This is a genomic window from Kribbella sp. NPDC051718 (genome assembly GCF_040681515.1).
GTDB lineage: Bacteria > Actinomycetota > Actinomycetes > Propionibacteriales > Kribbellaceae > Kribbella.
Genome location: NZ_JBFAYZ010000010.1, coordinates 76,147 through 101,348 on the forward strand (window position 1 = coordinate 76,147; position 25,202 = coordinate 101,348).

Below are 25,202 nucleotides of genomic sequence, written 5' to 3' on the forward strand. Positions count from 1 at the left end.
ACAACGTCCGCTCCGGTTGAGGATCGATCCGCTATACCGGTTTAGCGATCACCCGCCCGCCCTCCACCAGGAGCTGATCGATGAGTCCAGCGAACATCAGTAGACGAACCCTGCTGTCCGGTCTCGCGGCGACGTCCGCCGTCGCCGCGACCGGCGCGGCGATCCCCGCCGAGGCCGCCGCGAGCCGCGAGTGCCGCGCGGCCGCCAAGACCGGCCCGGTCACGGTCGCCTACATCGAAGTGAACGACCACAGCATGCTGAGCGCCGGCAAGTACAAGCTGGCGAACGGTGGCGCGCAGGTGATCGACGTCGCGGTGATCTTCGCGGCGAACATCAACTACGACACGACCACCAAGAAGGCGTACCTGTTCTTCAACCCGCAGGTGACGAACGTGCTGAACAACGTCGCCACCCAGGTCCGGCCGCTGCAGCAGAAGGGCATCAAGGTCCTGCTCTCGATCCTCGGCAACCACCAGGGCGCCGGGTTCGCGAACTTCCCGACCAAGGTGGCCGCCGAGGCGTTCGCGCAGGAGCTGGCCGACGCGGTCAACCGCTACGGCCTGGACGGGATCGACTTCGACGACGAGTACGTCGAGTACGGCAACAACGGCACCGGCCAGCCGAACGCCGACTCGTTCATCTGGCTGGTCCAGGCACTGCGCGCGAAGCTCCCGAACAAGCTCATCACCCTGTACGACATCGGCCCGGCCTCCGACCGGCTGGTCAGCGGCAGCCAGAGCATCCGGGAGACCTTCAACTACGCCTGGAACCCGTACTACGGCACCTGGGGCGTCCCGAGCGGCCCGAGCTCCAAGTCCAAGCTCTCCCCGGCCGCCATCTCGTACACCGCCACCAGCCAGAGCACCGCCGTCAGCCTGGCCCAGCGGACGATCTCCGAGGGCTACGGCGTCTTCCTCACCTACAACCTCACCGAGTCCAACACCGCCACCTACCTGTCCGCCATCACCCAGAAGCTCTACGGCAGCAACACCGCCTACACCCCGTAGATCCACCCCGGCTGCCAGTCGAACGGCGCAGCCACCACGTCCTCCAGCGACTCCTCGGCCAACAGGTGCTGCAACGCCCACCTGTTGGCCGAGTGCGCGACGACCAGCACCGTGCTTCCGTCATACAGCCTTCTGATGTCCCCGAGGAACGACCTGGTCGACTCGACCACCTCGCGGTAGCTCTGCCCGCCCGGAAACGGCACATCCACCCGCGCAAGCCGAGGCTCCAACTCCGGCCGCGGCCGCCCGTTGAGCTCCCCGTAGTTGCACTCCCGCAACCGCCAGTCGACGAAATGCGGCACCTCGAGCCCGGCCAGCTCGACCGTCTGCACCGCCCGGCGCAGATCCGAGCTGAAGACCACATCTACGTTCTGCCGCCTGGCGCCCAGCTCGACCGCCTCTTGGCGGCCGGCCGCGGACAGTTCGCCCGGCAACCACCCAGTGGCGATGCCCTGCTCGTTGTCCAGCGTGGTGGCGTGCGTCTCGTAGATCAGCGTCGTCGGCATGGCTCACAGTCAATCTGCTTTGCGTTCGTTACTGGCCGGTATATACTTAAGTTACTCGTGAGTATTAGCTAGAGGTAGGGGAACCCTGTGAGCCACTACAAGTCGAATCTGCGGGACATCGAGTTCAATCTGCTCGAGGTGCTCGGCCGCGGTGAGGTGCTCGGTCAGGGCCCGTACGCCGAGATGGACGTCGACACCGCCCGTGAGGTGCTGTCGGAGATCGACCGGCTGGCGAAGAACGAGCTGGCCGGGTCGTTCGAGGACGCCGACCGCTTCCCGCCGGTGTTCGACCCGGCGACCCACGAGGTGCGGATGCCGGAGTCGTTCAAGAAGAGCTACCACGCCTACATGGACGCCGAGTGGTGGAAGCTAGAGCTGCCGCCGGAGCTCGGTGGCCAGCCGACCCCGCCCTCGCTGCGCTGGGCCGCCGCCGAGATGGTGCTGGGTGCCAACCCGGCCGTGCACATCTACGCGGCCGGCCCGAACTTCGCCCACGTGCTGTGGCGCAACGGCACCGAGCGGGACAAGAAGATCGCCCAGATCATGATCGACCGCGGCTGGGGCGCGACGATGGTGCTGACCGAGCCGGACGCCGGCTCCGACGTCGGCGCCGGGCGCACCAAGGCGACGCTGCAGGACGACGGCACGTGGCACATCGCGGGCGTCAAGCGGTTCATCACCTCGGGCGAGCACGACATGACCGAGAACATCGTGCACCTGGTGCTCGCTCGCCCGCAGGGCGTCGAGGGAGTCGGCGGCCCGGGCACCAAGGGGCTGAGCCTCTTCATCGTGCCGAAGTACGACTTCGATCCGGAGACCGGCGAGCTGACCGGTGAGCGCAACGGCGCCTTCGTCACGAACGTCGAGAAGAAGATGGGCATCAAGGTCTCCACCACGTGTGAGATCACCTTCGGCGAGAACACCCCGGCGAAGGGCTACCTGCTCGGCGAGGTGCACGACGGCATCGCGCAGATGTTCCAGGTGATCGAGTACGCCCGGATGATGGTCGGCACCAAGGCGATCGCCACCCTCTCGACCGGCTACCTGAACGCACTCGAGTACGCCAAGGCCCGGGTGCAGGGCGCAGACCTGACCAACCCGGCCAAGGACGCGCCCCGGGTGACGATCACGCACCACCCCGACGTACGGCGCTCGTTGCTCACCCAGAAGGCGTACTCCGAGGCGCTGCGCGCGCTGGTGCTCTTCACGGCGACGTACCAGGACCGCGCGGAGAAGGCCCGGTACGCCGGTGAGCACGACCTCGAGGCCGAGCGGGTCAACGACCTGCTGCTGCCACTGGTCAAGGGCTACGGCTCGGAGAAGTCCTGGACGCTGCTCGGCACCGAGTCGCTGCAGACCTTCGGTGGCTCCGGCTTCCTGCAGGACTACCCGATCGAGCAGTACGTCCGCGACGCCAAGATCGACACCCTGTACGAAGGCACCACCGCGATCCAGGGCCAGGACCTGTTCTTCCGCAAGATCATCAAGGACCAAGGCCAGGCCCTCGGCCACCTGTCCGAGCAGATCCAGGCGTTCGTCGCCTCCGAGGCGGGCAACGGCCGGCTGAAGGAAGAGCGCGGGCTGCTCGCCAAGGGCCTCGAGGACACCCAGAAGATCCTCGGCGTGATGGGCCAGGCGCTGATGTCGAGCAACCCGCAGGCCGAGAACGGCGACCCGCGCAACATCTACAAGGTCGGCCTGAACACCTCCCGGCTGCTCTACGTGCTCGGCGACGTCGTCTGCTCCTGGCTGATGCTGCGGCAGGCCGAGGTCGCGCTGGAGAAGCTGGGTGGCGAGCTGTCGCCGGCCGACCAGGACTTCTACACCGGCAAGCTGGCCGCCGCGCAGTGGTTCGTCCGCTCGACGATGCCGACCGTCCGCGCCGAGCGGATCAAGGCCGAACTGACCGACCTCGACGTGATGGACCTGCCCGAGTCGGCCTTCTGATCTGAGGGGCGACTCGCCGGACGGTTACCCCCCTCCCGTCCGGCGGGTCGCCTCTCTGCCCCTTGCTTGCCCCCTGCTGCCCGTGGATCTGCCCTGCCCAGGGCGTTCGTTCCACGGAAGAGTTTCGCCCTGCGGTACCGCAACCCTGGCCCGGTCTCCCCTGTCCGAGCCAGGGCTGCGGCTATTCAGGGGCTGTTCGGAACCGGCACGACCACAGGAGCGTCAGTGCAGAGGTGGACCACCCGACCCGTCGTAGGCTGAGCGCGATGTCCGCCCGAATCCCCCGCCTCGGCGTGCTCCTTGCCGTCCTCGCGTTCCTCGCCCCGTCCCCGGCAGCCGCAGCTCCACCCGAGCTCCCCGACCAGATCGCCGCCAACTGGAAAACCGACCGCCTCTTCGTCTACGACGCGTTGCGGCCCGGATTCCCGAAGGCCGAGCTGGACCGGATCCGCGCCGCCACCCGCACAGTCCCCTTCCCCGTGTACATCGCCCTGCTACCCCGTACGCCGTACACGCGAGAGCAGTCGTTCGACCTCCCCACGCTGTTGCAGGCACGTGTTGGCCAGCCCGGGCTCTACCTGGTGTGGACCGTCTCGGACGACTATTGGGCCGGCAGCGAGACACTGATCCGGCCGGGTGGGCTCAAGGGGCGCGACCTCACCGGCGTACAGCTCGACGACAAGCAGGACAACAAGATCGTCACCGACCGGCCCGCTCCGCGCATCGTCCGGACGATCCAGCAGGCCGCGACGGCGTACGACGGCCGCGCGCTGCCCCCGGTCCCGGCCGATGACCTGACGCCGGAGCGCCGGTACGACGACGGGCTCTCCGCGACGGACAAGGGCGATCGTGCCGCGTTCATCGGGATGGGCGTCGGCGGCGTGCTCGGCTTCGTCCTCGTCATCGTGCTGACGCTGCGGAGCCGCGACCGGCGATCGGCGCCGCGGAAGCGCGGCACCCAGAGCGGTTTCACCGGTCCGGTCGACGTCTGGTCCGTCCGAGGCAAGGCCGACCGCTGGATCGTCAAGGCGGGCAAGACCCTCAAGCGCCTCGAAACGCAGATCTCCCGGACCGATGTCTCCTCCGAGGTACTCGACCAGCGCGACGACGCCAAGGCACGGCTGGCCGCAGCCCGTACGTTGCGCGCCGACGAGTCCGATGACCTCACCGCTCCCGCCGGAGCGTTCGTACTCGCCCGGCAGGCGCACGAGGCAGCCAGCGGCACCGGAGTCCGGCCACCGTGCTTCTTCAACCCACTGCATGAGCCGGGAACTGTCCAGGCGGCCTGGTCCGACGAGACCGAAGTACCGGCCTGTGCGAGCTGCGCGAAGGTGCTGGAGCATGGCGAGACACCGAAGGGGTTCATGGTGTGGATGAGGTCCGGCCTGCTGCGACTGGACCACAAGGCTGTGCCGTACTGGACCCTGAACCCGAAGGAGCAGCCGCTGGTGGCCACCGGCTTCGGCGCCCTCGAGGACGACCTCGCCGAGCGCGTCGAAAGGGGCGACCGGTGAAACGCTTCGGGTTGTTGGTCCTGGCGAGTCTGTTCCTGTTTGCACTACCTGCGGCAGCTGCTGAGGTTCCTACGGATCCACGAGTCACGGCCGCGGTCGCTGCGTGGAAGAGCACTCCCTTGTACGTCGATCCGCTCTACAGCTCGGTGGACACCACAGGGGTCGTCGAACGGGTCGCCTCCGCGCAGGTGCCGGTGTATGTCGCCCTACTGCCGACCGGGGCCTGGTTCCAGGAGAAGGGCGACACCGTACGGCTGGCGGGCTGGCTCGCGGTGAGCAACGGGAAGCCAGGGCTCTACCTGGTCGTGGACGGCTACACGGTGATCGGTGCGGCTCACCTGGTCGCGGCGAGCACCTACGGGACGACGTACGCGACCAAGGACGAGAGTGTGGCCGGGCAGGTCGGCGACTACCTGGATTCGGTCCGGTTCAACGACCGCTACGACAAGGACCCGGCCAGGACCGCGGCACTGCCGGTCGAGCCGGAGTCGAGCTACGACGATGACGACGACCGGTTCACGGTGAAGTCGGCGATCGGCAACAGTCTGGGCGGCCTGACGCTCGGGCTCCTGGGCGGGGCGCTCCTCGCCCTGCCCGTACTGGGACTGGCGGCGCTGGTCGCCCATCGACGTGGAGGTCGGCCGTGAGGCGCCTTGTGGTTCTGCTCGCTCTGCTCTTCGTCGCCGCTCCGTTGACCGCCACAGCCGCGGGGAACCAGACGCCGGCCGAGCGGGCGAAGGAGATCGCCACAGCGCTGGCGAAGGACCCGCTCTACATCGACCCGATCTACGCCCCGGCGCTACCGGAGACGCAGCGGACCGGCGTCCGGGCGAAGGCCAAGGCACTCGGCTATCCGGTCTACACGATCGTCCTCCCGCTGACACCGAGCGACGCGTTCCAGGGCAAGGAGTCGAACGTCATCACACTCGTCTCCGACGCGCTCCGCAAACCGGGTCTGTATGTCGTGGTCGATGGTGGTGAGCGCTTTCCCTGGTACGAGGCGAAGGACCTCCCGCAACTCGACGAGGACAAGCTCAGCCCGGCTCGGCAGCGTGCGCTCGACGACACGGGCTATGACGCCGGGCCTACGGAAGTACTGACCCGCTTCTACGAGTTGCTGGCCGGTCCTGCGCTGCCTCAGCCGGCGCGTACGAAGTCCGGAGACAGCACGGCACCTGCTGATGACGAGGACGACGGCAATGGCGGGACGATTGCCCTGGGCATCATCGCGGGCGTCGTCGTGCTGATGATCGCCCTCGGACTCTTCATCGGTCTGCGGCGGCGCGGCGGTCCGGCTAAGGTCTCGACCCCTCGCAGGGAGAAGGCTTTCAGTATTCCGCCACACGTCGCCGCGACGGTGGCCGCCGAGCGCCGCCGGCGGTTGACCGCCGAGACGACTGCGGAGCTCACCCAGCTCGGGTCAGACCTCGCCGCCTTGCCGACAGCGGCTGGTGCGGGGCTACGACACCAGCAGCTCGCCTTGGATTGCCACGACGCGGCCGGGCGGGTGCTCGACGCCTCCCGCGATCTGGTCGACGTGGTCGGCGCGATGGTGCTGCTGGATCAGGGGCGACGCGAGTACGACGTGGCGAAGGCTCTGGCGGCCGGGCGCAAGCCTGGCGTAGTACAGCCGCTGTGTGCTTTCAATCCCTTGCATGGAAGGGCATCCGGGCGACCGACCCAGGTGGACTCCGATGGCGCCACGCTGGCTCTGCCGTTGTGTGCTGACTGCCGGCGGGCGTTGCGGAGCGGCAAGGCGCCGGCCTCGTTGCCTGGAGACGACGGACCCTACTGGCACGGCGACGACCTGTGGGCCCGGACCTTCTTCGGCGCGCTGACAGACGACCTTCCCGCTGCCGTGAGCCGGGGTGAGTACCGGTCCTGAGGCCCTTCTCCCTGAGCCTGGCGTCAGGGCTGGTCTGGGGGTTCTGCCTGATCCGGCGGTACGGCGTACCGGCCTACTGTCGAGCGACAAGGGCGGGGACCGAGCAGAGGTGGATGGCGATGGCTACGACCGGGCAAGTAGGGGCGCTGCTGTTGGTGGCGGGGGCCGGGATGGCGTTGTGGACGTTCGGGGACAAGGACTCGAACACCACGCACGAGGTGACCGACAAGATCTCCGTCGTCCGGCTGGACTCGCCGAACGCCGACGTCACCATCAAGGTGGCCGACGTGGACAAGACGACGGTCCAGGAGAAGCGGTCGTACTGGCTGGTCAAGCACGGCGACGCGTTCGAGGTCGACGGGGAGACGCTGAAGCTCGACGGCGACTGCGGCTGGCAGTGCCGGGCCGACTTCGTCGTCACCGTGCCGCGGGGGACGAAGGTGACGGGCTCCAATGGCAGCGGCGATCTGTCCGTCACCGGGGCCAGTGGGGTCGAGACGAGTTCGCGGTCGGGAAAGGTCGCGCTGGCCGACATCACGGGTGACGTGAAGCTCGACCTGACGTCGGGGGACGTCGAGATCGAAGGGCTGGCCGGCAAGCTGGAGGTCAAGGCGAACTCCGGCGACATCGAGGCCAAGCACCTCAGGGGCGGGCCGGTGAACGTCGAGACCACCTCGGGCGACATGCGGCTCGAGCTCGACGAGGCCACCGACGTACGGGCCGAGGGCACCAGCAGCGACGTCGAGGTGACCGCACCGGCCGGCGGCTACAAGGTGCAGACCAAGACGCACAGCGGCGAGGTCGAGAACACCCTCGGCAACGACCCGGACGGCGGCCACACCATCGACGCCAGCACCACCAGCGGTGACGTCACACTCGCAGCGCGCTGACTCTCCGTAGGTTTACGGTCGGGTACCTCGTACGCTGGAGTTACATAACCTTAGGAGGGCTCGACATGAGCATCGGTGTGGGGATCTTCCTGATGGTGGTCGGCGCGATCCTCTCGTTCGCCGTCCGCGATTCGTGGAACGCCGTGAACCTGACTGCGGTCGGCTACATTCTGATGCTCGCCGGGCTGGCGGGCATCGTGCTCTCCTTCTACATCACGAACCGGCGCCGTCGCGTCCCGACCGACGCGCTCGACCCAGCGATCGAAGAGGAGTACCGGGTAGTCGAGGAGCACCACCGCGACATCAAGGAGTAGTCGCTCCCGAGAGGATCAGCTCCAGCCGGGCACTGCCATCGGCGGTGACTCTTACCGGCACGCCCCAGTCCTGCCGATGCATGTGACAGGCCGGGAACTCGACCGCTTCTGAGTCATCGCAAGAGGCAGCCTGTACTGCGACGTGCAGCACACCGTCGCCGACTCGCTCGTCGATGACCAGCCTGCGCGTCAGGTCGGTGGAGTCGCCCGCGCCTTCCTTGAGCAACGCCTCGGGCGTCGACGAGACGAGCAGCCGGGTCGACGGGCCGTAGCGGTCGTCGAGCTTCTGGCCCGGCGGCGGGGTGAACACCACGTCGAGGGTGACCTCTCCGGCCGCGATCTCCATCGGCGGGCGCTGGGTGCGGGTGCTGAACTCGTCCGCCTTCGCCGAGGCGCCGAGGGGGATTCGGGTCAGCCGGTGGGCCGCGGACTCGACGACGAGGAGATCGTTGCCCGCGACAACGGCACCGCTGGGCTCGGCGAGTCCGGTGGCCATGGTTTCCACCAGGCCGGTGGTGGGGGCGTACCGGCGTACGGCGCCGTTGTAGGTGTCGGAGATGGCGATGGAGCCGTCGGGCAGCACCGTCACGCCGAGCGGGTGCTGCAGCAGCGCCTCCTCGGCCTTGCCGTCCCGCAACCCGAAGTCGAACAGCCCGGTCCCGACAGCCGTGTGCACCTCGGTATCGATCCACCGCAGTGCCGAGATCTCCGAGTCAGCCAACCAGAGCTTGTCGCCATCGGCTGCGAGCCCCGAAGTCTGCGCAAACCACGCCTGCTCCAGCGCCCCGTCCCGCAGCCCTTCGTTGGTGGTACCCGCCGCCACCTCGGTGGTCTTGCTGAACGGGTCGTACGTCCACAGCTGGTGAACGCCGGCCATCGCGATCCACACCTTGCCCTGCCACCACGCGACATCCCACGGCGAACTCAGCACCCCGGTCCCGTCGCCGTCCATCCACTGCTTGCCGGTACCAACCAAGGTGCTCACTTCGCCGGTGTCGAGGTTGATCCCCCGCAGCGCATGGTTGACGGTGTCGGCCACCACCACGTCGTACCCGACCTTCGCGGCAACATCATCCGGCAGAACCGCTACCCCGTTGGGCTCGGAGAACGCAGCCTGAGTGCCATCCGCGAACCCACGCTTCCCCGTGCCGAACCTCCTGACCACGGTAGTCGCGTCAGCCGCCAACTCGACAACACTGTGGTTCCCCGCGTCCGCCACCAAGAACCCGTCGCCCAAGGCAACGACCTTCGCCGGAAACCGCAGATCCCCAGCCTCGGCCACCGGCGCCACATACGGCGACTTCCCCCGAGTCAGCGTCCCCGCCTTCTCATGCTCAGCAATCAACTCCGCCAGCTGAGCATCCAACGCGTGCTCATGCCCCTCACCGGAGTACTGCGCCACGATGTACCCGTTGGGATCCACCAACACCAGCGTCGGCCAGGCCCGCGCCGTGTAGTTCTCCCAGGTCACCAACTCCGGATCGTCCAGCACCGGATGCCCGACCTCATACCGCTCCACCGCAGCCTTGACCGCCGCTTCTTCCCCCTCATGCGCGAACTTCGGCGAATGCACCCCCACAATCACCAACGCATCCCCGTACTTCTCCTCCAACGGCCGCAACTCATCCAGCACATGAAGACAGTTGATGCAGCAAAAGGTCCAGAAGTCGAGGAGCAAGAACCGCCCCCGGAAGTCCGCGAGCTTCAGCTCCCGTCCCCCGGTGTTCAACCATCCCCGACCCTTGAGTTCCGGCGCGCGCACATGCATACGCCCATTGTCCGCCCGGACCCAACCGGCCTCGCCCCAGGGCCCACGGACCGGTCACCCCGCTACGCGGTAGTTTGCGGCCGTGGGCATGTATCTCTTCAGCGTCGGCGCCGAGGACTGGTTCGATGACAGCGAGGACGGGTTGGCCGAGACTGCCACGGCCCTGAACGCCGAGCTCGAGCGGCTGGGCTTGCCGGCGTACCGGCCCGGGCCGGCGGCAACCACCTTCGAGGAGAAGCTGGTTCCTCCCATGGACAGCTTCAGCCGCCTCGGTGGACAGCACCTCTCGACCCAGGAATTCGCGATGCTGTGTGACTGGACGCTTCTGATCCCGGTGTCCCTGGAGAAACAGATCCACCTACCGATCGAGACCCAGTACTCCGAGTCGACCACGATCGCGGGAGCCCCGCAGGTACAGGCAATCGCCGAGAAGCTGGCCGGCGCCATCGCTCTCCCCTCCGAGGTCCCCTCCGAGCCGCACAACCTGGAGCTCACCGGCTGGTTCCTGGACGGCCCCGCGAAAGCCCTCGCCGCCACCCACCCGGGCCAGTGGGCCAACGACCTGGACGCATCCTTCTACGTCGCCCTCTACCTCCGCGCAGCCCAACACTCCCGCCGCCACCACACCCCCATCACCTACTCCTGACACTCCCGGCCGAACCAACGGGCGAGGTGGGCGTCCAGATCCTGCTGATCGTCACCGATCCAAGCCACGTGGCCATCGGGCCGGAGCAGGACACCTGGAGTGTCCAGTGGCGCGGTGGGGTCCGCGAGGTAGTCGATCCGGTCCGACCAGGCACCGACTGTGAGCTGCCCGGTACGGTCCAGTAGCAACCCACGGCCTTGATGCAGCAAGTCGTACAGACGGCCTTGTTTCAGCTCGAGATCCCGCAGCCGCCGGCCGACCAGGTCGGCGCCTTCACCGAAGTCGTAGCGGATGTCGATCGCGGTGATCTTCTCGATCAGGTAGCGATTCACTTCATCGAAGTCCATCAGCTCGGTGAGCAACCTGCGCACAGCTTGCGGACCAGGCTCAGGCGACAGCAATTCCATCTGAGCGCGAGTGTTGTCGAGCACGTCGGCCGCAACCGGATGACGCTCTGCCTCATACGTATCCAGCAAGCCCTCCGGCGCCCACCCCTGAACCTCCGCGGCCAACTTCCACCCGAGGTTGAACGCATCCTGAACCCCCAGATTGAGCCCCTGCCCACCCGTAGGCGGATGAATATGCGCCGCATCACCCGCCAGCAACACCCGCCCCACCCGATACCGCTCAGCCAACCGAGTCGCATCCCCGAACCGCGACAACCACCGCGGCGAATGCACCCCGAAATCCGTCCCCGCGATGGCCTTCAACTGCTCCTTGAAATCGTCAAGGCTCGGCGCCTCCTTGCTGACTCCCCTAGCCGGCACCACCACCCGATAAATCCCACCGCCGTAAGGCCCGGCAATATTGAAAGTCTTGTAGGTCTCGCGAACCTCAGCCATCCTGCCGGCGATCTCCTCCGCCGACGCCCCCACTTCCAGCTCCCCCATCAACGTCTCGTTCCGCGAGGCCACCCCCGGAAACCCCACCCCGAGCACCTTCCGCACCGTACTCCGCGCCCCATCACACCCCACCAGATACCGAGCCCGCAGCCGCTCCCCACCGGCCAGCTCCACACTCACCCCATCGTCATCCTGCTCGAACCCAACCACCGCACACCCGCGCCGTACTTCCGCCCCCACCCCAACCGCATGCTCCTCAAGCACCTGAACAACAACCGGCTGCGGAATCCCCAGCAAATACCCATGCGCCGTATCCAGCCCCACCGGCGCAGGCTTGTCGATAGCAGCAAAAAACCCACCCGCCGCCCGCCGCCTCCCTCGCTCGAGCAAGCGCTCCAGCAACCCCCGCATCGCCATCAACTCAAGCGAGCGAACATGCAATCCAACCACCCGAACAAACGAAACCGGCTCGATTTCCTTCTCCACCACAACCACCCGCACCCCATGCAGCCGCAACTCACCAGCCAACACAGCCCCCGCAGGCCCACACCCAACAACAACCACGTCGAACTCACCCGACGCCGACCCAGCAGCAAACTGCTCAGAGGTAGCCATTTGCCCGGCAACCTACAAGCCCGCCCATCCCCCGTCCAACGCTTTCCCGCCATCCCCTGCACCCATCGATCGTCCGGGCCGGCTCGGGTCAGCGGGGGAGGATGAGGGTGTCGGTGAGGAGTTTGGCGGTTTTGCGGAGGGTGGGGGGTGAGGAGGAGAGTTCGGTGGCTAGGGCTAGCGGGGTTAGGGGTTCGCCGGGGCCTACCAGGCGGTGGCGGTGGGCTTGGAGCCAGACGATGGCTCGGGGCCAGGTGGAGAGGCGGGCCTTGGTTAGGAGGTCGGGGGCTTCTCGGACCAGGCGGTCGGCGATGTCGAAGGCTTCGGCGGCGTAGCTGGTGCCTAGGGTTTCGCCGGCTAGGAGCCAGGCGTGGGGGGCTAGGACTGAGAGGGTGGCCGCCTGGGATTTGTCCAGGCCGCGGAGGTCGGGGCGGGGAGGGGCGCCTAGGCCGGCGAGGGTTCGGTAGGCCTCTTCCAGGTCGGCGCTGGTGTCGTCCAGGAAGACTCGTTCGCCGGACAGGGGGCGGATCGGGTCGGTGAGGGCCGCCGCTTCCAGGGCTGGACGCCAGACGTCTACTGCGTCTACGGCTTCTTCGATGGCGTCCACCTCGAGCGAAGTGCGCTCACCTGCGAAAGCCAGCCAGGCCTTGACCACCAGAGGGACGGCAGCGAAGTAGGTGCTGTCGGCAAGCACCTTGCGCGGCAGCCAGTGGGACAGGAAGAGCTCCACCAGTACTGCGCTCACCCGCAGCGGCCCACCCACCGTGCGATCCACGGCGTGGTCGATCCACAGTCGCGCGATATCGGCCGCATCATCCGGCAGCCCTACAGCAAAAGGCGATTCGAGGAACTCGTCCACCAGCTGGTCCCGTTGCCGCCCGGACAGCTGCGCCCGCACCGGCGGTCGCACCGGTCGCTCCGGCAACTGGGTCAGCCGATTTACCAGCAACCCGGAGAAGAACTCGAAGTCCTCCGTCACCGGCGGATCGTCGGAGTCGTGCGTCTCCCCCAACGCCTGCAGAATGATCCCCGCAGCCGTCGCCGGCCGCACCGTCCGCACGGTCACCCGCCCACCGCGCTGGTACGCCTCGACCACCCGATCCACCGGCGGACCGACGAACACATCCTTCGCGATCGCGCCCAGGTTGTTGTCCACGAACACAACCACCGTGTGCGGATGCTGCTCGTCGTCATAGTCCAGTACGACGCTCAGCCCGTCGCCCGTCACATCCTCCGACACGATCGCACTCGTCAACCGGAAGCCCGCGATCCGCGCCACCCAGTCCGGCACGTCGTACTGCGTACGCCCCCGCGACAAGTGAGCCCGCTGCAACGGAAGCCGCCCGGCCGGCCCAACGGTTCGAGCCAGACTCGTCAACAACACAAAGGAATCCGCGTCGCGGCGTTCCCCCAGCACGCGGGCAGCGTCCGCCCAGAAGAACCGCTCGACCTCACCGATCTCATCAGGCTGCCCGGCAGGCCACAGCTGGTCGGCCAGCAGCGCCGCAGACCGCGCGACCGACGCCTCCGCGATGACCGGATGGAGAGCAGGCGGAGCAGCCGCCAGGTCGAGCAGCAACGTCTCCTGGAGGGTGTCCAGCACGGCGACGCTCGGCGTGGTGTCGAGGTCTGTCCCCACGACACCCGCCGGCGGCTGCCCTGGGGTCGGGCCTGAACTGGAGTCGACCAGCCGCAAATGGCTGCCGCGTCCGTCCCGGCCTCGTGACTTTGTCACTCTGGCGAGATTACCGCCGACCGACCATCCGCCGCAGGCCGGTGCGCGCGTCCTGTGGACAACGTTATCGACACGCCGTCATGAGACACCTACGGCCCGTGTCTCCGGTACGAAGTACCGAAGACACGGGCCGCGGACGAATCAGCCCTTCAGCGCACCCGCCATCAGGCCGCCGATGAACCAGCGGCCGAGCAGGATGTAGACCAGCAGCGTCGGGAACGACGTGATCAGCGCACCCGCCATGCTGGCCGCGTAGTCGACCTTCTGCCCACCGGCGAGCGCCGCCAGGCCGAGAGTGACCGGGCCGTTGTTCTGCTGGGTCAGGAAGAGCGCGAACAGGAAGTCGTTCCACACCGAGGTGAACTGCCAGATCAGCGTGACCACGAAGCCGGAGATCGAGACCGGCAGGATGATCCGGATGTAGGTCTGGATCAGGCCCGCGCCGTCGACCCGCGCCGACTCGATGATCTCGGTCGGGATCACCGTCGCGTAGTAGTTGCGGAAGATCAGCGTGCAGATCGGGATGCCGTAGATGACGTGCGTGATCAGCAGCGTCGGGATACCCCGGGTGACGTCCAGGTCCTGGTAGGTCTGCCGCAACGGCAGCATCACGGCCTGGTACGGGATGAACATGCCGAACAGGATGAACGCGAACACCAGGTTCGCGCCGGGGAACCGCCAGCGGGCCAGCACGAACCCGTTCGCCGAGCCGATCAGCGACGCGATGATCGCGGCCGGGACAGCCAGCGAGAGCGAGCGGACCATGTACGGCTGCAGGACGTCCCAGGCCTTGCGCCACGGCTCGATCGTCCAGGTCTCCGGCAGCGACCACTGCGCGGCGGCGGTGGTGTCGCTGGAGGTCTTGAAGCTGGTGATGATCACGACGTACACCGGCGTCAGGACGAAGAGCAGGAACAGGAGCAGCAGGATGTAGCGAACGGTCCTGCTTTTGCGGGTCGAGCCGTCGGCGATCGTACTGCGCTGCGGCTTCTTGCTGATCGCCGCGGCCGCCTTGCCGGTGGCGGCGGACGCATCCACGACGGTCATTCTTCGTTCTCCTGCCGAACGGTGTAGGCGACATACGGGATAACCAGGACTGCGACGACGGCGAGCAGCACAATCGCTATCGCGGCCGCCTTCGCCATGTCGCTGCGGAGCAAGGTGTTCCACATGTAGACCGAGGGCACCTCGGTGCGGAACTGGTTCGGCCCGGTGATCGCGTAGATCAGGTCGAACAGCTTCAGCGACATGTGGCCCAGGATGATCAGCGCGGACAGCGCGATCGGGGACAGCTGCGGGAACAGTACGTACCGGTAGAGCTTGAACTCACTGGCGCCGTCCACCCGGGCCGCCTCGCGCAGCTCGGCCGGGATGCCCCGGAAGCCGGCCAGGAACAGCGCCATGATGTAGCCGGACAGCTGCCAGACGGCGGGTAACGCGATGGACGCCATCGTGGTCCACCGGTTCCCCGCGGTCCACCAGGGATTCTCCAGGAAGTTCAGGTGCAGGATGTCGAACAGCCGGTTCAGGCCGCGCGCGTCATCACCGGTCGAGGGGTTCAGCAACCAGCCCCAGACGACGCCGGAGGCGATCATCGAGATCGCCATCGGGAACAGGAAGACCGACCGGAAGATGCCCTCTCCGGTGACGCCCTTCTCCAGCAGCAGCGCCCAGAGCAGGCCGAAGATCAGCGTGCCCACGATGAACGCCACCGTGAGCACGCCGAGGTTCTTCAGCGAGTTGAGGAACCGGTCCTCACCGAACAGGTTGACGTAGTTCTCGAACCCGACGTGTTTGGTCGGGACCGGCCGGGCGTTGTGCTTGTCCGTCAACGAGGTGTTGAAGGTCCAGGCGATCAGCCCGTAGACGAAGTACCCGAGCAACAGCACCGTGGGCAGCAGCACCAGCGCTCCTGGCCCCCAGGTGCGGATTCTTCCGTGCATGACTCAGGACTCCCGGTCGAAAACGGTCAGGTCGAGATCAGTCAGGTTCGGCGAGGACTGCACCGCTCGGTCAGCTCGTCTTGGCTGCGGCGACCAGCGCCTTCTGCAGCACACCGACGTCCAGACCGCTGCTGAACTGACCCATCGCCGACAGGATGCTGTCGTTCTGGCCCAGCGTGCAGGCGGCACCGTGCGCGCAGGACGGCACGATGGTCTTCGACTTCCAGTCAGCCATCGCGGACTGCTGGTACTTCGGGTAGTCGGCCGGCGACGCGTCCGAGCGGGCCGGGATCGAGCCCTTCTTGGTGTTGAAGGCCTTCTGGCCCTCGGCGCTACCGACGGTCTTCAGCCAGCACTTCGCGCCTTCGGGGTCCTGACCACCGGTCGGCAGGGTGAAGGAGTCGGCGAGGAACTGGAAGTCGGCCGAGGTTCCGGGCGACGGCCAGTAGGTGTACGTCGTGTCCGGCACCTTGTCGGACAGCTGCTGCGCGGCGACCCAGTCGCCCATCAGCGTGTAGGCCGACTGGCCCTTGTTCACGTACTGCAGCGCGTCCGGCCAGTCGATCGCCTCGCGGTCCGCGTTCGAGAACGACAGCACCTTCTTGAACTTCTCCAGCGCGGCGGTGACGTCGGCGCCGGCCATGTCGGTCTTGCCGTTCCACAGCCCGGTGAACTTCTCCGGACCGAGCTCGGCCAGCAGCACGGCCTCCATCACCATCTCTTCGGCGAAGCCCTTGGAGGTGGCCAGCGGAGCCTTGACCCCGGCCGCCTTCAGCTTCTCCATGTCGGCGATCCAGGCGTCGACCGAGGCCGGCGCCTTGGTGGCGTCGATGTTCGCCTTCTTCAGTACCGCCGGGCTGGCCCAGACGACGTTGGCGCGGTGCACGTTGGCCGGCACCGAGTAGATCTTGCCGTCGACGGTCAGGTTGTCCAGCAGGGTCTGCGGGAACGCCTTGTCGAGACCGAACTCCTTGTAGAGGTCGCTGACGTCGTCGACCTGGGCGTTCTTGATGTAGTCGCCCAGCTCGGCGCCGGCGTGCGCCTGGAAGGTCGACGGCGGCTTCTTGGCCTGCAGGTCGTTCGCCAGCACCTGCTTGGCGTTCGAGCCCGCGCCACCGGCGACGGCGGAGTTGACGAACTTGTAGTCCTTGCACTCGGTGTTGAACACCGAGACCAATCCGTCGAGCCCGGCCTTCTCGCCACCGTCTGCCCACCAGGTGAAGACGGTCACGTCCTTGTTGGCCGCCGCGTCCCCACCGCTACTACCCGAGTCGTCGCTGTTCCCGCAGGCACTGACCGCGAGAAGACCCACGGCACCCACCACCGCGAGGGTCTTGCTCCAACCACCACGCATCTTTTCACTCTCCGATCAGCTCAGGGAGCTGTTTGACAACGAATGCCCCCTCGACGGCCCCAACTCTGGGCCGGGGCCGGTCGGGTGTCAACGCTCCGCGCAAGCGCGTTGCGCAGACGTGATCCCTCGTGCACACCTGGTGTGAGAGCGCGTACAAAGCGCTCTTGTAAGGCCAGTATGAGCAGTGGTACTGCGCGCTACGGCCTGAGCAACACCTTGATCGCCCGTCGCTCATGCATCAACTTGTAGCCCTCGGCCACATCTTCCAGCGGCAACTCCCGATCGAAGACCAGCCCTGGATTTATCGCTCCTGACAGTACGTCCGCCATCAGCTCCGGCAGGTACTGACGCGCCGGAGCCATCCCGCCGGCCAGCCCGACATTGGTCCGGAACATCCGCCGCAGCGGCAGTTCGACACCGTGCGGTACGCCAACGAACCCGACCGTCGCACCCGGCCTGGCCACGTCGAACGCGGTACTGAACGACTGGTCCGTACCGACGCATTCGAGCACCGCGTCCGCTCCCACGCCTGCGGTCAGCTCCAGCACCGCGGCCTTCGCCTCTTCCCCACGCTCGGCGATGATGTGCGTCGCACCGAACTGCCGCGCGATCTCCTGCCGCGACTCATGCCGGGAAAGCGCTACCACCCGCTCAGCGCCCATCCGGGAAGCAGCCAGTACGCCGCACAGCCCGACCGCTCCGTCACCCACCACGACCACGGTGTCGCCGGCCTTCACCCGGGCCGACCGAGCCGCGTGCCAGCCGGTCCCCATCACGTCCGACAACGTAAGCAACGATGGGACCAGTGCATCATCTGGTACGCCGGGAGTCGCCACCAGCGTGCCATCCGCCCACGGCACCTTAGCGAACTCACCCTGACCCCCATCGGCCTGGTCACTGCCGATCCCGACCAGGTTCTGACAGGCCGACTGCATCCCGGCCAAACAGTTCGGACAGGTCCCGTCGCTGGCCACGAATGGGGTGACAACGAAGTCACCAGGCCGCACTGCCCGCACGTCAGCGCCGACCTCCTGCACGATCCCGACATACTCGTGCCCGATCCGGCTGCCGGGGGTGATCTTGTTCTCGCCCCGATAAGGCCACAGATCCGACCCACAGATACAGCCGGCGACGATCTTGACCACAGCGTCCGTCGGCTTCTCGATCACGGGGTCCGGCACGTCGCTCAGTCGGATGTCGAACGGCGCGTGGATCGTCGTAGCTCGCATGTCCTCACTTTAAGCACCACCCGCCGGCTGGCCAGAACCGGTCGTCTTCGTTGCCCCGGCTCCGGGCGGCGACCCAGGATCTTCAGATGGACTCCGGCGAGCACCCCGTCCCAGCACTCCCCGGCATTCTGACCACGTCCGGGAGCCTCCCACTGACCCGGCGAGCCGTGCTCGCCATCGCGGCAGCCGCCGCCGCGGCCGCGTCCCTGCCGACCCTGGATGCGCAGGCGGCCCCGGCGGGCCGCCCCTCCCGCACGATCGACGCGGCGCGGTTCACGAACCCACCGGCCGACAGCCGCCCGATGGTGCTCTGGTTCTGGAACGGCCCGGTGACGACGGCGCTGGTCGACTCCCAGCTGGCCGAACTCCGGGCGCAGGGGGTCGAGGAGGTGCTGGTCTTCCCCTTCGAGACCGATGCCCTGCGGCCACTGTTCTTCAGCGAGGACTGGTTCACGCTGATCGAGTACACCTTGCGCGAAGCCGAGCGGCGCGGCATGCACGTCTGGCTGTTCAACGACGACTTCTTTCCAAGCGGCCGGGCCGGCGGGTTCGTGGTCAAGGGCGGCCAGGTCGGCGACCGGGTCTACCCCCCACGCCCCGAACTGCGGTTGCACGGCGTTCAGCGCGGCCGGGCGACGGTCGACGGCGGTGGTCCGGTCCAGCTCGACCAGCTGAGCCGTGGCCTGGAGGTGCGGGACGGCCGGCTCATCGTCGACGCGAGCATGCGCGACGGCATCACCCTGCTCCGCGCGGGGGCCGATTGGCAGGACTACGAGATCACGGCGAAGGTCCGGGTCGAGCGGGCGACGGCGGGCTTGATGTTCCGTTGCCTGGACGAATCCACTGGCTATCTCGCGGATCTCGGCTCCGACGGCCGGCTCGACATCTGGCGTCAGTCGGGCGGAGCGTTCAGCTTGCTCAGCGGCGGGAATCCCTTGCCTGGCTTCGATCCGGCGGTCGACCACACACTGGCGGTTCAGGTGCGTGGCGATCGGATCACCGCGTCGGTCGACGGGGTTGCGCGCCCTGAGGTCGTCGACAACACGTGGAGCCGGGGGCGGATCGGCGTACGGGCGACGGCTACGCAGCTCTCGAGTTGGGATCGCTTGACCGTCGCGGGCCGGTACGACGAGGAGTTCGCTTCGGTGGCGGCCCTTGATGCCTTCGATCTGCCCGCTGGATTCCCTGGTCCGCTGATCGCGGTTGCCGCCCGGCCGGAGGGATCGCAGGACGTCTCGGCCGTCCGCGATCTCACCTCGATCGCGCAGTCGGGCGAGAGTTGGGACGCGCCCGCGGGCCGCTGGCAGGTGGAGGTGTTCACCAGCCGAGCGCTCGTCGACGACGGTGGCTTTCGGCAGTACTACCTCGATCTGCTCGACGACGAGGCGGTCGGGCTGTTCCTCGACATCGTGCCGGGCGAGTATCTACGGCGTTTCCCCTGGGCTGCAGGCCGCGTACTACGCGGCTTCGCCGACGACGAGCCGTTCCTCGCCTCGGCGTCCGCACACTTCAACGCCGTACCGTGGTCAGCCTCCCTCACTGGCGAGCTGGCCCGGCTCGGCACCACGCCGGCAGTCGCGTTGACCGCGATGCACAACGATCTCGGCGCTGCGGGTCAGCGACTGAGCGGGGTGTACTGGCGAGCTGTCTCCAACCGCTACGCGGCTACGTACTACAAGCAGCAGGGGCAGTGGATGGACAAGCGTGGGGTCGCGTTCATCTCCAACCCACTGTGGGACGAGTGGGGACCCGCCGAGCAGCTGAAGAGCAGCGGGAACCTGAACACCACCAACCAATGGGCGCAGATTCCGGGGACCGATCTGATCGCCGACCACTATCAGCAGGGGTTCTACCGGACCTTGCCGCGATGGCCGGCGAGCACAGCGCATCAGCTCGGCAAGGAGCGCGTCTACCTGGAGGCGATGGGCGCGGCGGGGTGGACGATCACGCCGGGGCAGGTCCGTGAGGCGATCGGCTCGTTCGCGGTGCGCGGGGTGAACAAGACCTTGCTGCACGCGATGTTCAGTGATGAGCAGACGATTTTCTATCCGCCGCCGTTCCAGCGGGTGAACCCCTGGTATCCGTTGTCGGCGCCGCTGAACCTGTGGATCGGGCGGGTGATGGAGGCGGGCCGGGCCAAGGCGGTCGCGCAGACCGCGTTGCTGCAGCCTCAGCGCGCGGTCGAGAACGTGCAGGGGACGGCTGAGGCCCGGCCGCTGGATGACGCGTTCGTCGCGGCGGTGCATGCACTGGAGGATCGTCAGGTCGACTTCGACCTCGTCGATGAAGGGGCGCTGAGCAACGATCCCGCCCTGGTGGCGCACGGCCGGGCGCGGAACGGTGCGCTGGTGGTCGGGAAGCAGCGGTACCGGACAGTGGTGGTGCCGGCGGCGCCGGTCATTGCCCTGGGCACCGTTCGTACACTCACGGCGCTGGTGCGGCAGGGCGGGTCGGTTGTCGTCGTCGGCGAATGGGCGAAGCGGGAGGCAGGCGGGGCGGACAGTGCGCTCGCCACGGCTTGGTCGGAGCTCGCCGCCGCGGGGCGGGCTGTGCGCGTTGGTACGGCAGTAGAAGCTGCCGCAGTGGCTGTGGCGGAAGGACGGGCCGCGGTAGCGCTCGTTCCGGCGGTGGCCGAGGTTCGGGTGCTCCGGTTGGAGGACGAGGACTCGGAGGCCTTCCTGCTGGTCAACGAGCGGGCCGAGCGGGTCAGCGTGACCGGCACTTTCCCGGCCGACGGAGTGCCCGGCGTGTGGGATGCCGACACCGGGCAGGCAGGGCGGGCGATGGTCTGGCAGCGGCGAGGCAAGCAGACGGAGATCCCGTTGACGCTGGAGCCCAAGGCCGCGGTTCTCGTGGTCTTCGGCAAGGGCAAGGAGCAGCCGCATGCGATCTCGGCGTCGGCTCCGGTGGAGGCTGTCGAGTTCAGCGGGCACGTCAAGCGAGCGACCGTCCGGGTTACCGCTCCGGGGCTGGTCAGCGTCGCCGCGACCGACGGGCGCAGTGTCGTCCGGGGGTCGACGACTGTGCAGGCCCCACTCACCGCCATCCCGCTAGACGGTGACTGGGAGTTCCACTTCGATCGAGCAGGGGCGGGGACCGTACGCCGTCCGCTCGGCTCGTGGACCGCACTCGAGCCCGGGTTCTCCGGTACGGGGGTCTATCAGAAGACCTTCACGCTCGACGGCGTCGCAGGGCGAGGGTGGACGCTCGACCTCGGCGTGGTCCACGAGGTGGCGGAGGTCTCGGTCAACGGAAAGGCGCTGCCCGCCGGCCTGTGGGCGCCCTACCGGTTCGATGTGACCTCCGCACTCCGCTCCGGTGCCAACACCATCGTCGTGAAAGTGACCAACACGGGGGCCAACAGCCACGGACAGTCGATCCTGTCCGGGCTGCTCGGCCCCGTGCAGCTGCAACCCGACCTGGAGGTGCAGGTGGAGCTGAGCTAGAAGGTCGTGTACCGACCGCGGCGGTGGACGAGAGCGGGAAGCTCGTCCTCCGTCAGCTCGACCTGCACGATCTCCAGCTGGACCTGCAAGGCCCACCCGACCTCGGGCGGGTCCGGCGTGACGAGTCGGCAACCCGCCCAGGTGCTCACCCCGACAGGCGCCGGCCCCCATTCTGTCTCGGTCCATTCGATCATCCGGAACGGCCCGCCCGGCGCCGGCGCGACGTATCCGAAGGCGTCCGCCAGCCGCTGATGTCCGCCGCCGAGCAGGCTGACGACGGCTGTTCTTGCCTTGTGCAACGTTTCCCAGAGGTCTGAGTCCGGGTCGATCAGGCCGATCACGTAGCCGGGCTCGCCGTCCGCGACGAGCATCGACGAGACGGTCAGGCCGGCCCGCTTTCCCTCATGGGCGGTCGTCCACAACCCGACCGGCGACGGCAGCCGGCCGCGCAAGCGGCGTACCGGGCTCCGTTCCGACTCCGGTGGCAGGAACGGATGATCCCCGTGAATGGTCATGCCTGAACGCTACTCACCACCACACGATCAGGCAGCGTGAAGCCCTCGATCGGGTGGGCGAGGAGGCCGCTGGAATCGCGCACCGACTCGACCGAGCCAGTCGCGGTGAAGGTGTACCGGTAGGTCTCGCCGACCGCCTGGTAGCCGGAGCCGCCGACCACCCGGAGAGCGTCGTCGCCGGCCGGTTCGAGCGTCGTCGGTTCGGCGGTCGGGTCGAGCGTGGCCGGATCGAGCACATAGAGCCGGCCGCCGAGCAGCGCGATGTCGAAAACACCCCACAGATTGGCGAACCGCCCGGTGAAACGGTCCAACCCCGCCTCTTCCGCGCGCGGCTTCGACTCGGCCAGGTCGACGAGCTTGAGCAGCCCCTCGGCCAACTGCGTCGCCGGACCGTCGATCGCATTCGTCAGCACCGAAACGACCAGCCGGCGCTCGGCGTCGACGAACGACCGGGTGATGTGTCCCGGGTAGCCGCCGCTGTGCCCGAAGATCTGCCGCTCGCCCACCTTGGAGATCTGCAGCCCGAGCCCGTACTGCGGCCAGTCCTTGTCCGAGGTCTTCCAGGCCGCGTGCTGCATCTTCCGCTTCGAGTCGTCGGTGAGCAGCCGGACATCTCCGTCGAGGTGGGCCGACCAGAAGGACACCAGGTCGCGCGCGTTGCCGAAGAAGCCGGTCGCCGAGGCGAGCGCCCGGGTGTCGACGTGATCGATCGGCACCCGGCTGTCGGCATAGGCCAGCCCGCTGTACCCCGTGGCGTACTCGTTGCTGCGGGCCGGGTCGAGCTCCGGCCCGAGTCCGGCCAGGCCGAGCTTGTCGACGATCTCGGTCTGCACGTAGGTGTTGTACGGCGTACCGGACGCTGCTTCGACCACCAGACCGAGCAGGCCGTAGCCGATGTTGGAGTACTTGAAGCGCTCGCTGTCGGCCAGTACGGCGGCGCTGGGGTCCTGGAGCACCTGCAGCAGGTGCTCGCGGTCCGGGAACGGTGCGCCGAGTTGCCAGAAGTCCGCGCTGTCGCTGTCCCTGGTCACGCCGGCCGCGTGGCTGAGCAACTCCCGGATCGCGCGCTCGCCCAACGGGGTGTCGACGATCTCGGTGACGTACATCGCGACCTTGTCGTCCAGCCGGACCTTGCCCTGCTCGGCCAGCTGGAGCAAGGCGGTCGCGGTGAACGACTTGGAGTGCGACGCGATCCGGAACAGGTGCTGCTCGGTCAGCGCGACGCCCTGCTCGACGTCGGCCGATCCGTACGCCGCCGAGAACGTGATCGCGTCATCGGCGAAGACAGCTGCCTGGACCCCGGGTATGCGCTGAAAACGCTGACTGAACGCCAGCCAGCTGTCGAAGTACGAAAGGGCTTCTTTCAGATTCTGCGCATCAGGCATGACGCCTAGACTGAATGACGCGGAAGCGACTCGCAACGTAGGCGCCGTCCGTGTACGTGGCGTTAGCGGCCGGGTTCGCACCGGTGCCGTGGAAATCGCTGAAAGCAGCCGATTGATTGACGAAGACCTGGCCGGTCAGGTTCTCCGACAACGCGACACCGACGTCGAGGGCGGTCTCGCGGACCTCGTCGAGCACGGACGCGTCGGTGGAGTAGACGCCGGCCGTCATCGCGCCGCCGTCGCCGACCGTCTGGCGGAACAACGCGATCGATTCGGCGGTACCGCTGGTGCGGACCAGGAAGGACACCGGCCCGAAGCACTCGCGGCCGAAGACGTCCTCGTTCTTGGCGTCCAGCGCGACCAGCAACGGCGTGCGGACGACCGCGTCGGCGTACGCCGGGTGCGTGATCGCGCGGGACTCCAGCACGACGTCGCCGTACTCCGGGGCGAGCTCGAGCCGGTTGACGACGGCCTGGTTCACGATGCCGCCGAGCAGCTCGACCGCGCGGGCGTCGTCGCCGAGCAGCTTGCTGATCGAGTTCGCGATGCCGGCGCCGACCTCGTCGAAGGTCTTGTGGCCCTCGTCGGTCTCGATGCCGTCGGCGGGGACGAACAGATTCTGGGTGGTGGTGCACATCTGGCCGGAGTACAGCGACAGCGTGAAGGCGAGGTTGTTGCACAGCGCCTTGAACGAGTCGGTCGAGTCGATGATGACCGCGTTGACACCGGCCTTCTCGGTGAAGACCTCGGCCTGGGTCGCGTTCTGCTCCAGCCAGTCGCCGAACTCGGTACCACCGGTGAAGTCGATCAGCTTGACCTCGGGGCGCAGCGCGAGCGGCTTGGCCAGGCCGTCGCCGGGGCGCTCGGCGGCCAGGGTGACCAGGTTCGGGTCGTAGCCGGCCTCGGCGAGCACCTCGCGGGCCACCTCGACGGTGATCGCAAGCGGCAGGACGGCCAGCGGGTGCGGCTTGACGATGACGGCGTTGCCGGTGACGAGCGAGGCGAACAGGCCTGGCCAGGAGTTCCAGGTCGGGAAGGTGTTGCACCCGATCACCAGCGCGACGCCGCGGCCGGTGACGGTGAAGTTCTTCTCCAGCCGGATCGGGTCGCCCTTGGCCGGCTTCTCCCAGATCGCGGTCGCCGGATACCGGCTCATCTCCTCGTACGCGTAGGCGATCGCCTCCAGCGCCCGGTCCAGCGCGTGCGCGCCACCGGCCTGGAAGGCCATCACGAACGCCTGACCACTGGTGTGCTGGACCGCATTGGCCAGCTCGAAGACCCGCTTGTGCAGCCGGTCGAGGATCTCCAGGGTGACGCCGACGCGGCCGTCGATCCCGCCCTTTCGCCAGTCGGTCAGGCCCTTTTGGGCAGCCGCGAGCAGCTCGTCCAGGCCGTTCTCGACGGTTCGCGGGTACTGGACATCCACGGCGACGCCGTACGGCGACTCCTCACTACTGACCGTCCCCGACGCGCCTGGGGTCTCGAGCGCATACGTAGTACCGCGGTGCGCCTCGAACGCCGCCTTGCCGTCCTCGGCCGCCGTCTCGCCGTAAACCCGCGGACTCGGCGACTCCGGGAAGGCGGAGTAGTAGCCACGACTGCGGATCGCGGTGAGCGCGCCGTCGAGCCGTTCACGGTGGGAAGCCAGCCAGTCAGTAGTCATG

The 25,202-nt window shown here is 67.6% G+C and carries 20 protein-coding genes; 9 read left to right on the forward strand and 11 right to left on the reverse strand.

Going from position 1 to position 25,202, the window contains the following annotated elements:
- Positions 1-80 precede the first annotated feature (80 nt).
- Entirely contained in the window at positions 81-1,007 is a 927-nt protein-coding gene (locus AB0M15_RS31815) for an endo-beta-N-acetylglucosaminidase H (RefSeq protein ID WP_363826285.1), read from the forward strand.
- Here AB0M15_RS31815 and AB0M15_RS31820 read toward each other — a convergent pair.
- Positions 995-1,513: a histidine phosphatase family protein gene (locus tag AB0M15_RS31820; protein WP_363826294.1), complete on the reverse strand. Its 519-nt coding sequence runs from the start codon at positions 1,511-1,513 to the stop codon at positions 995-997. The two genes, AB0M15_RS31815 and AB0M15_RS31820, sit on opposite strands and share 13 nt — an antisense overlap.
- Positions 1,514-1,600: 87 nt before the next feature.
- On the opposite strand from AB0M15_RS31820, the gene AB0M15_RS31825 reads away from it, so the two are divergent.
- The 6 genes from AB0M15_RS31825 (at position 1,601) to AB0M15_RS31850 (ending at position 8,063) form a co-directional block, all read left to right on the forward strand.
- Positions 1,601-3,460 carry an acyl-CoA dehydrogenase gene (locus AB0M15_RS31825; protein WP_363826299.1) on the forward strand — a complete coding sequence of 620 codons (1,860 nt, stop codon included), beginning with the start codon at positions 1,601-1,603 and terminating at the stop codon, positions 3,458-3,460.
- Positions 3,461-3,726: 266 nt separating this feature from the next.
- Positions 3,727-4,974, forward strand: coding sequence for a hypothetical protein (locus AB0M15_RS31830; protein ID WP_363826302.1), 1,248 nt, complete (start codon positions 3,727-3,729; stop codon positions 4,972-4,974).
- Positions 4,971-5,621, forward strand: a complete 651-nt coding sequence (locus tag AB0M15_RS31835) for a hypothetical protein (RefSeq protein WP_363826305.1) — start codon at positions 4,971-4,973, stop codon at positions 5,619-5,621. Before AB0M15_RS31830 ends, AB0M15_RS31835 begins: the two co-directional genes overlap by 4 nt.
- The gene (locus AB0M15_RS31840; RefSeq protein ID WP_363826308.1) at positions 5,618-6,859 is read left to right on the forward strand and encodes a hypothetical protein; all 1,242 of its coding nucleotides are present in this window, start codon (positions 5,618-5,620) and stop codon (positions 6,857-6,859) included. The genes AB0M15_RS31835 and AB0M15_RS31840 overlap by 4 nt, the downstream gene beginning before the upstream one ends.
- A 119-nt stretch (positions 6,860-6,978) precedes the next feature.
- Entirely contained in the window at positions 6,979-7,749 is a 771-nt protein-coding gene (locus tag AB0M15_RS31845) for a DUF4097 family beta strand repeat-containing protein (RefSeq protein WP_363826311.1), read from the forward strand.
- Between the two features lie 65 nt (positions 7,750-7,814).
- Positions 7,815-8,063, forward strand: a complete 249-nt coding sequence (locus AB0M15_RS31850) for a DUF6458 family protein (protein ID WP_363826314.1) — start codon at positions 7,815-7,817, stop codon at positions 8,061-8,063.
- Here the strand turns inward: AB0M15_RS31850 and AB0M15_RS31855 are convergent.
- Positions 8,053-9,831, reverse strand: a complete 1,779-nt coding sequence (locus tag AB0M15_RS31855) for an NHL domain-containing thioredoxin family protein (protein WP_363826317.1) — start codon at positions 9,829-9,831, stop codon at positions 8,053-8,055. The genes AB0M15_RS31850 and AB0M15_RS31855 overlap by 11 nt on opposite strands.
- A gap of 82 nt (positions 9,832-9,913) precedes the next feature.
- On the opposite strand from AB0M15_RS31855, the gene AB0M15_RS31860 reads away from it, so the two are divergent.
- Positions 9,914-10,477: a hypothetical protein gene (locus tag AB0M15_RS31860; RefSeq protein ID WP_363826320.1), complete on the forward strand. Its 564-nt coding sequence runs from the start codon at positions 9,914-9,916 to the stop codon at positions 10,475-10,477.
- Here AB0M15_RS31860 and rox read toward each other — a convergent pair.
- From rox to AB0M15_RS31890, 6 genes are all read right to left on the reverse strand, one after another.
- The gene (gene rox / locus AB0M15_RS31865) at positions 10,468-11,934 is read right to left on the reverse strand and encodes a rifampin monooxygenase (RefSeq protein WP_363826323.1); all 1,467 of its coding nucleotides are present in this window, start codon (positions 11,932-11,934) and stop codon (positions 10,468-10,470) included. The genes AB0M15_RS31860 and rox overlap by 10 nt on opposite strands.
- An 88-nt stretch (positions 11,935-12,022) precedes the next feature.
- The gene (locus AB0M15_RS31870; RefSeq protein ID WP_363826326.1) at positions 12,023-13,666 is read right to left on the reverse strand and encodes a hypothetical protein; all 1,644 of its coding nucleotides are present in this window, start codon (positions 13,664-13,666) and stop codon (positions 12,023-12,025) included.
- A gap of 141 nt (positions 13,667-13,807) precedes the next feature.
- Positions 13,808-14,713, reverse strand: coding sequence for a carbohydrate ABC transporter permease (locus AB0M15_RS31875; protein ID WP_328330888.1), 906 nt, complete (start codon positions 14,711-14,713; stop codon positions 13,808-13,810).
- A complete protein-coding gene (locus AB0M15_RS31880; RefSeq protein ID WP_363826330.1) occupies positions 14,710-15,609 on the reverse strand; it encodes a sugar ABC transporter permease in 900 nt (299 codons plus the stop codon). The genes AB0M15_RS31875 and AB0M15_RS31880 overlap by 4 nt, the downstream gene beginning before the upstream one ends.
- A 70-nt stretch (positions 15,610-15,679) precedes the next feature.
- The gene (locus AB0M15_RS31885) at positions 15,680-16,963 is read right to left on the reverse strand and encodes an ABC transporter substrate-binding protein (protein WP_363826333.1); all 1,284 of its coding nucleotides are present in this window, start codon (positions 16,961-16,963) and stop codon (positions 15,680-15,682) included.
- A 197-nt stretch (positions 16,964-17,160) separates the two neighbouring features.
- Positions 17,161-18,192 (reverse strand): zinc-dependent alcohol dehydrogenase family protein, encoded by a 1,032-nt coding sequence (locus AB0M15_RS31890; RefSeq protein ID WP_363826336.1) that lies wholly within the window; start codon positions 18,190-18,192, stop codon positions 17,161-17,163.
- Positions 18,193-18,278: 86 nt separating this feature from the next.
- Here AB0M15_RS31890 and AB0M15_RS31895 point away from each other — a divergent pair, with 86 nt between their 5' ends.
- Positions 18,279-21,638, forward strand: coding sequence for a glycosyl hydrolase (locus AB0M15_RS31895; protein WP_363826340.1), 3,360 nt, complete (start codon positions 18,279-18,281; stop codon positions 21,636-21,638).
- On the opposite strand, the gene AB0M15_RS31900 is transcribed toward AB0M15_RS31895, so the two are convergent.
- Genes AB0M15_RS31900 through paaN form a run of 3 tightly spaced genes read right to left on the reverse strand, consistent with a single transcriptional unit; the run spans position 21,635 to position 25,201 of the window.
- Positions 21,635-22,153, reverse strand: coding sequence for a flavin reductase family protein (locus tag AB0M15_RS31900; RefSeq protein WP_363826343.1), 519 nt, complete (start codon positions 22,151-22,153; stop codon positions 21,635-21,637). The two genes, AB0M15_RS31895 and AB0M15_RS31900, sit on opposite strands and share 4 nt — an antisense overlap.
- Entirely contained in the window at positions 22,150-23,538 is a 1,389-nt protein-coding gene (locus tag AB0M15_RS31905) for a serine hydrolase domain-containing protein (protein ID WP_363826346.1), read from the reverse strand. The genes AB0M15_RS31900 and AB0M15_RS31905 overlap by 4 nt, the downstream gene beginning before the upstream one ends.
- Positions 23,531-25,201, reverse strand: a complete 1,671-nt coding sequence (gene paaN / locus AB0M15_RS31910) for a phenylacetic acid degradation protein PaaN (RefSeq protein ID WP_363826349.1) — start codon at positions 25,199-25,201, stop codon at positions 23,531-23,533. Before paaN ends, AB0M15_RS31905 begins: the two co-directional genes overlap by 8 nt.
- Between the last annotated feature and the right edge of the window lies 1 nt (position 25,202).

Bases quoted from the DNA above. Each gene is read 5' to 3' on its own strand.
- AB0M15_RS31885 (WP_363826333.1), bottom strand. From the start codon at position 16,963: ATGCGTGGTGGTTGGAGCAAGACCCTCGCGGTGGTGGGTGCCGTGGGT.
- AB0M15_RS31890 (WP_363826336.1), bottom strand. From the start codon at position 18,192: ATGCGAGCTACGACGATCCACGCGCCGTTCGACATCCGACTGAGCGAC.
- AB0M15_RS31895 (WP_363826340.1), top strand. From the start codon at position 18,279: ATGGACTCCGGCGAGCACCCCGTCCCAGCACTCCCCGGCATTCTGACC.
- AB0M15_RS31820 (WP_363826294.1), bottom strand. From the start codon at position 1,513: ATGCCGACGACGCTGATCTACGAGACGCACGCCACCACGCTGGACAAC.
- AB0M15_RS31855 (WP_363826317.1), bottom strand. From the start codon at position 9,831: ATGCATGTGCGCGCGCCGGAACTCAAGGGTCGGGGATGGTTGAACACC.
- AB0M15_RS31880 (WP_363826330.1), bottom strand. From the start codon at position 15,609: ATGCACGGAAGAATCCGCACCTGGGGGCCAGGAGCGCTGGTGCTGCTG.
- AB0M15_RS31875 (WP_328330888.1), bottom strand. From the start codon at position 14,713: ATGACCGTCGTGGATGCGTCCGCCGCCACCGGCAAGGCGGCCGCGGCG.
- AB0M15_RS31850 (WP_363826314.1), top strand. From the start codon at position 7,815: ATGAGCATCGGTGTGGGGATCTTCCTGATGGTGGTCGGCGCGATCCTC.
- AB0M15_RS31900 (WP_363826343.1), bottom strand. From the start codon at position 22,153: ATGACCATTCACGGGGATCATCCGTTCCTGCCACCGGAGTCGGAACGG.
- AB0M15_RS31815 (WP_363826285.1), top strand. From the start codon at position 81: ATGAGTCCAGCGAACATCAGTAGACGAACCCTGCTGTCCGGTCTCGCG.
- AB0M15_RS31845 (WP_363826311.1), top strand. From the start codon at position 6,979: ATGGCTACGACCGGGCAAGTAGGGGCGCTGCTGTTGGTGGCGGGGGCC.
- rox (WP_363826323.1), bottom strand. From the start codon at position 11,934: ATGGCTACCTCTGAGCAGTTTGCTGCTGGGTCGGCGTCGGGTGAGTTC.
- AB0M15_RS31830 (WP_363826302.1), top strand. From the start codon at position 3,727: ATGTCCGCCCGAATCCCCCGCCTCGGCGTGCTCCTTGCCGTCCTCGCG.
- paaN (WP_363826349.1), bottom strand. From the start codon at position 25,201: ATGACTACTGACTGGCTGGCTTCCCACCGTGAACGGCTCGACGGCGCG.
- AB0M15_RS31905 (WP_363826346.1), bottom strand. From the start codon at position 23,538: ATGCCTGATGCGCAGAATCTGAAAGAAGCCCTTTCGTACTTCGACAGC.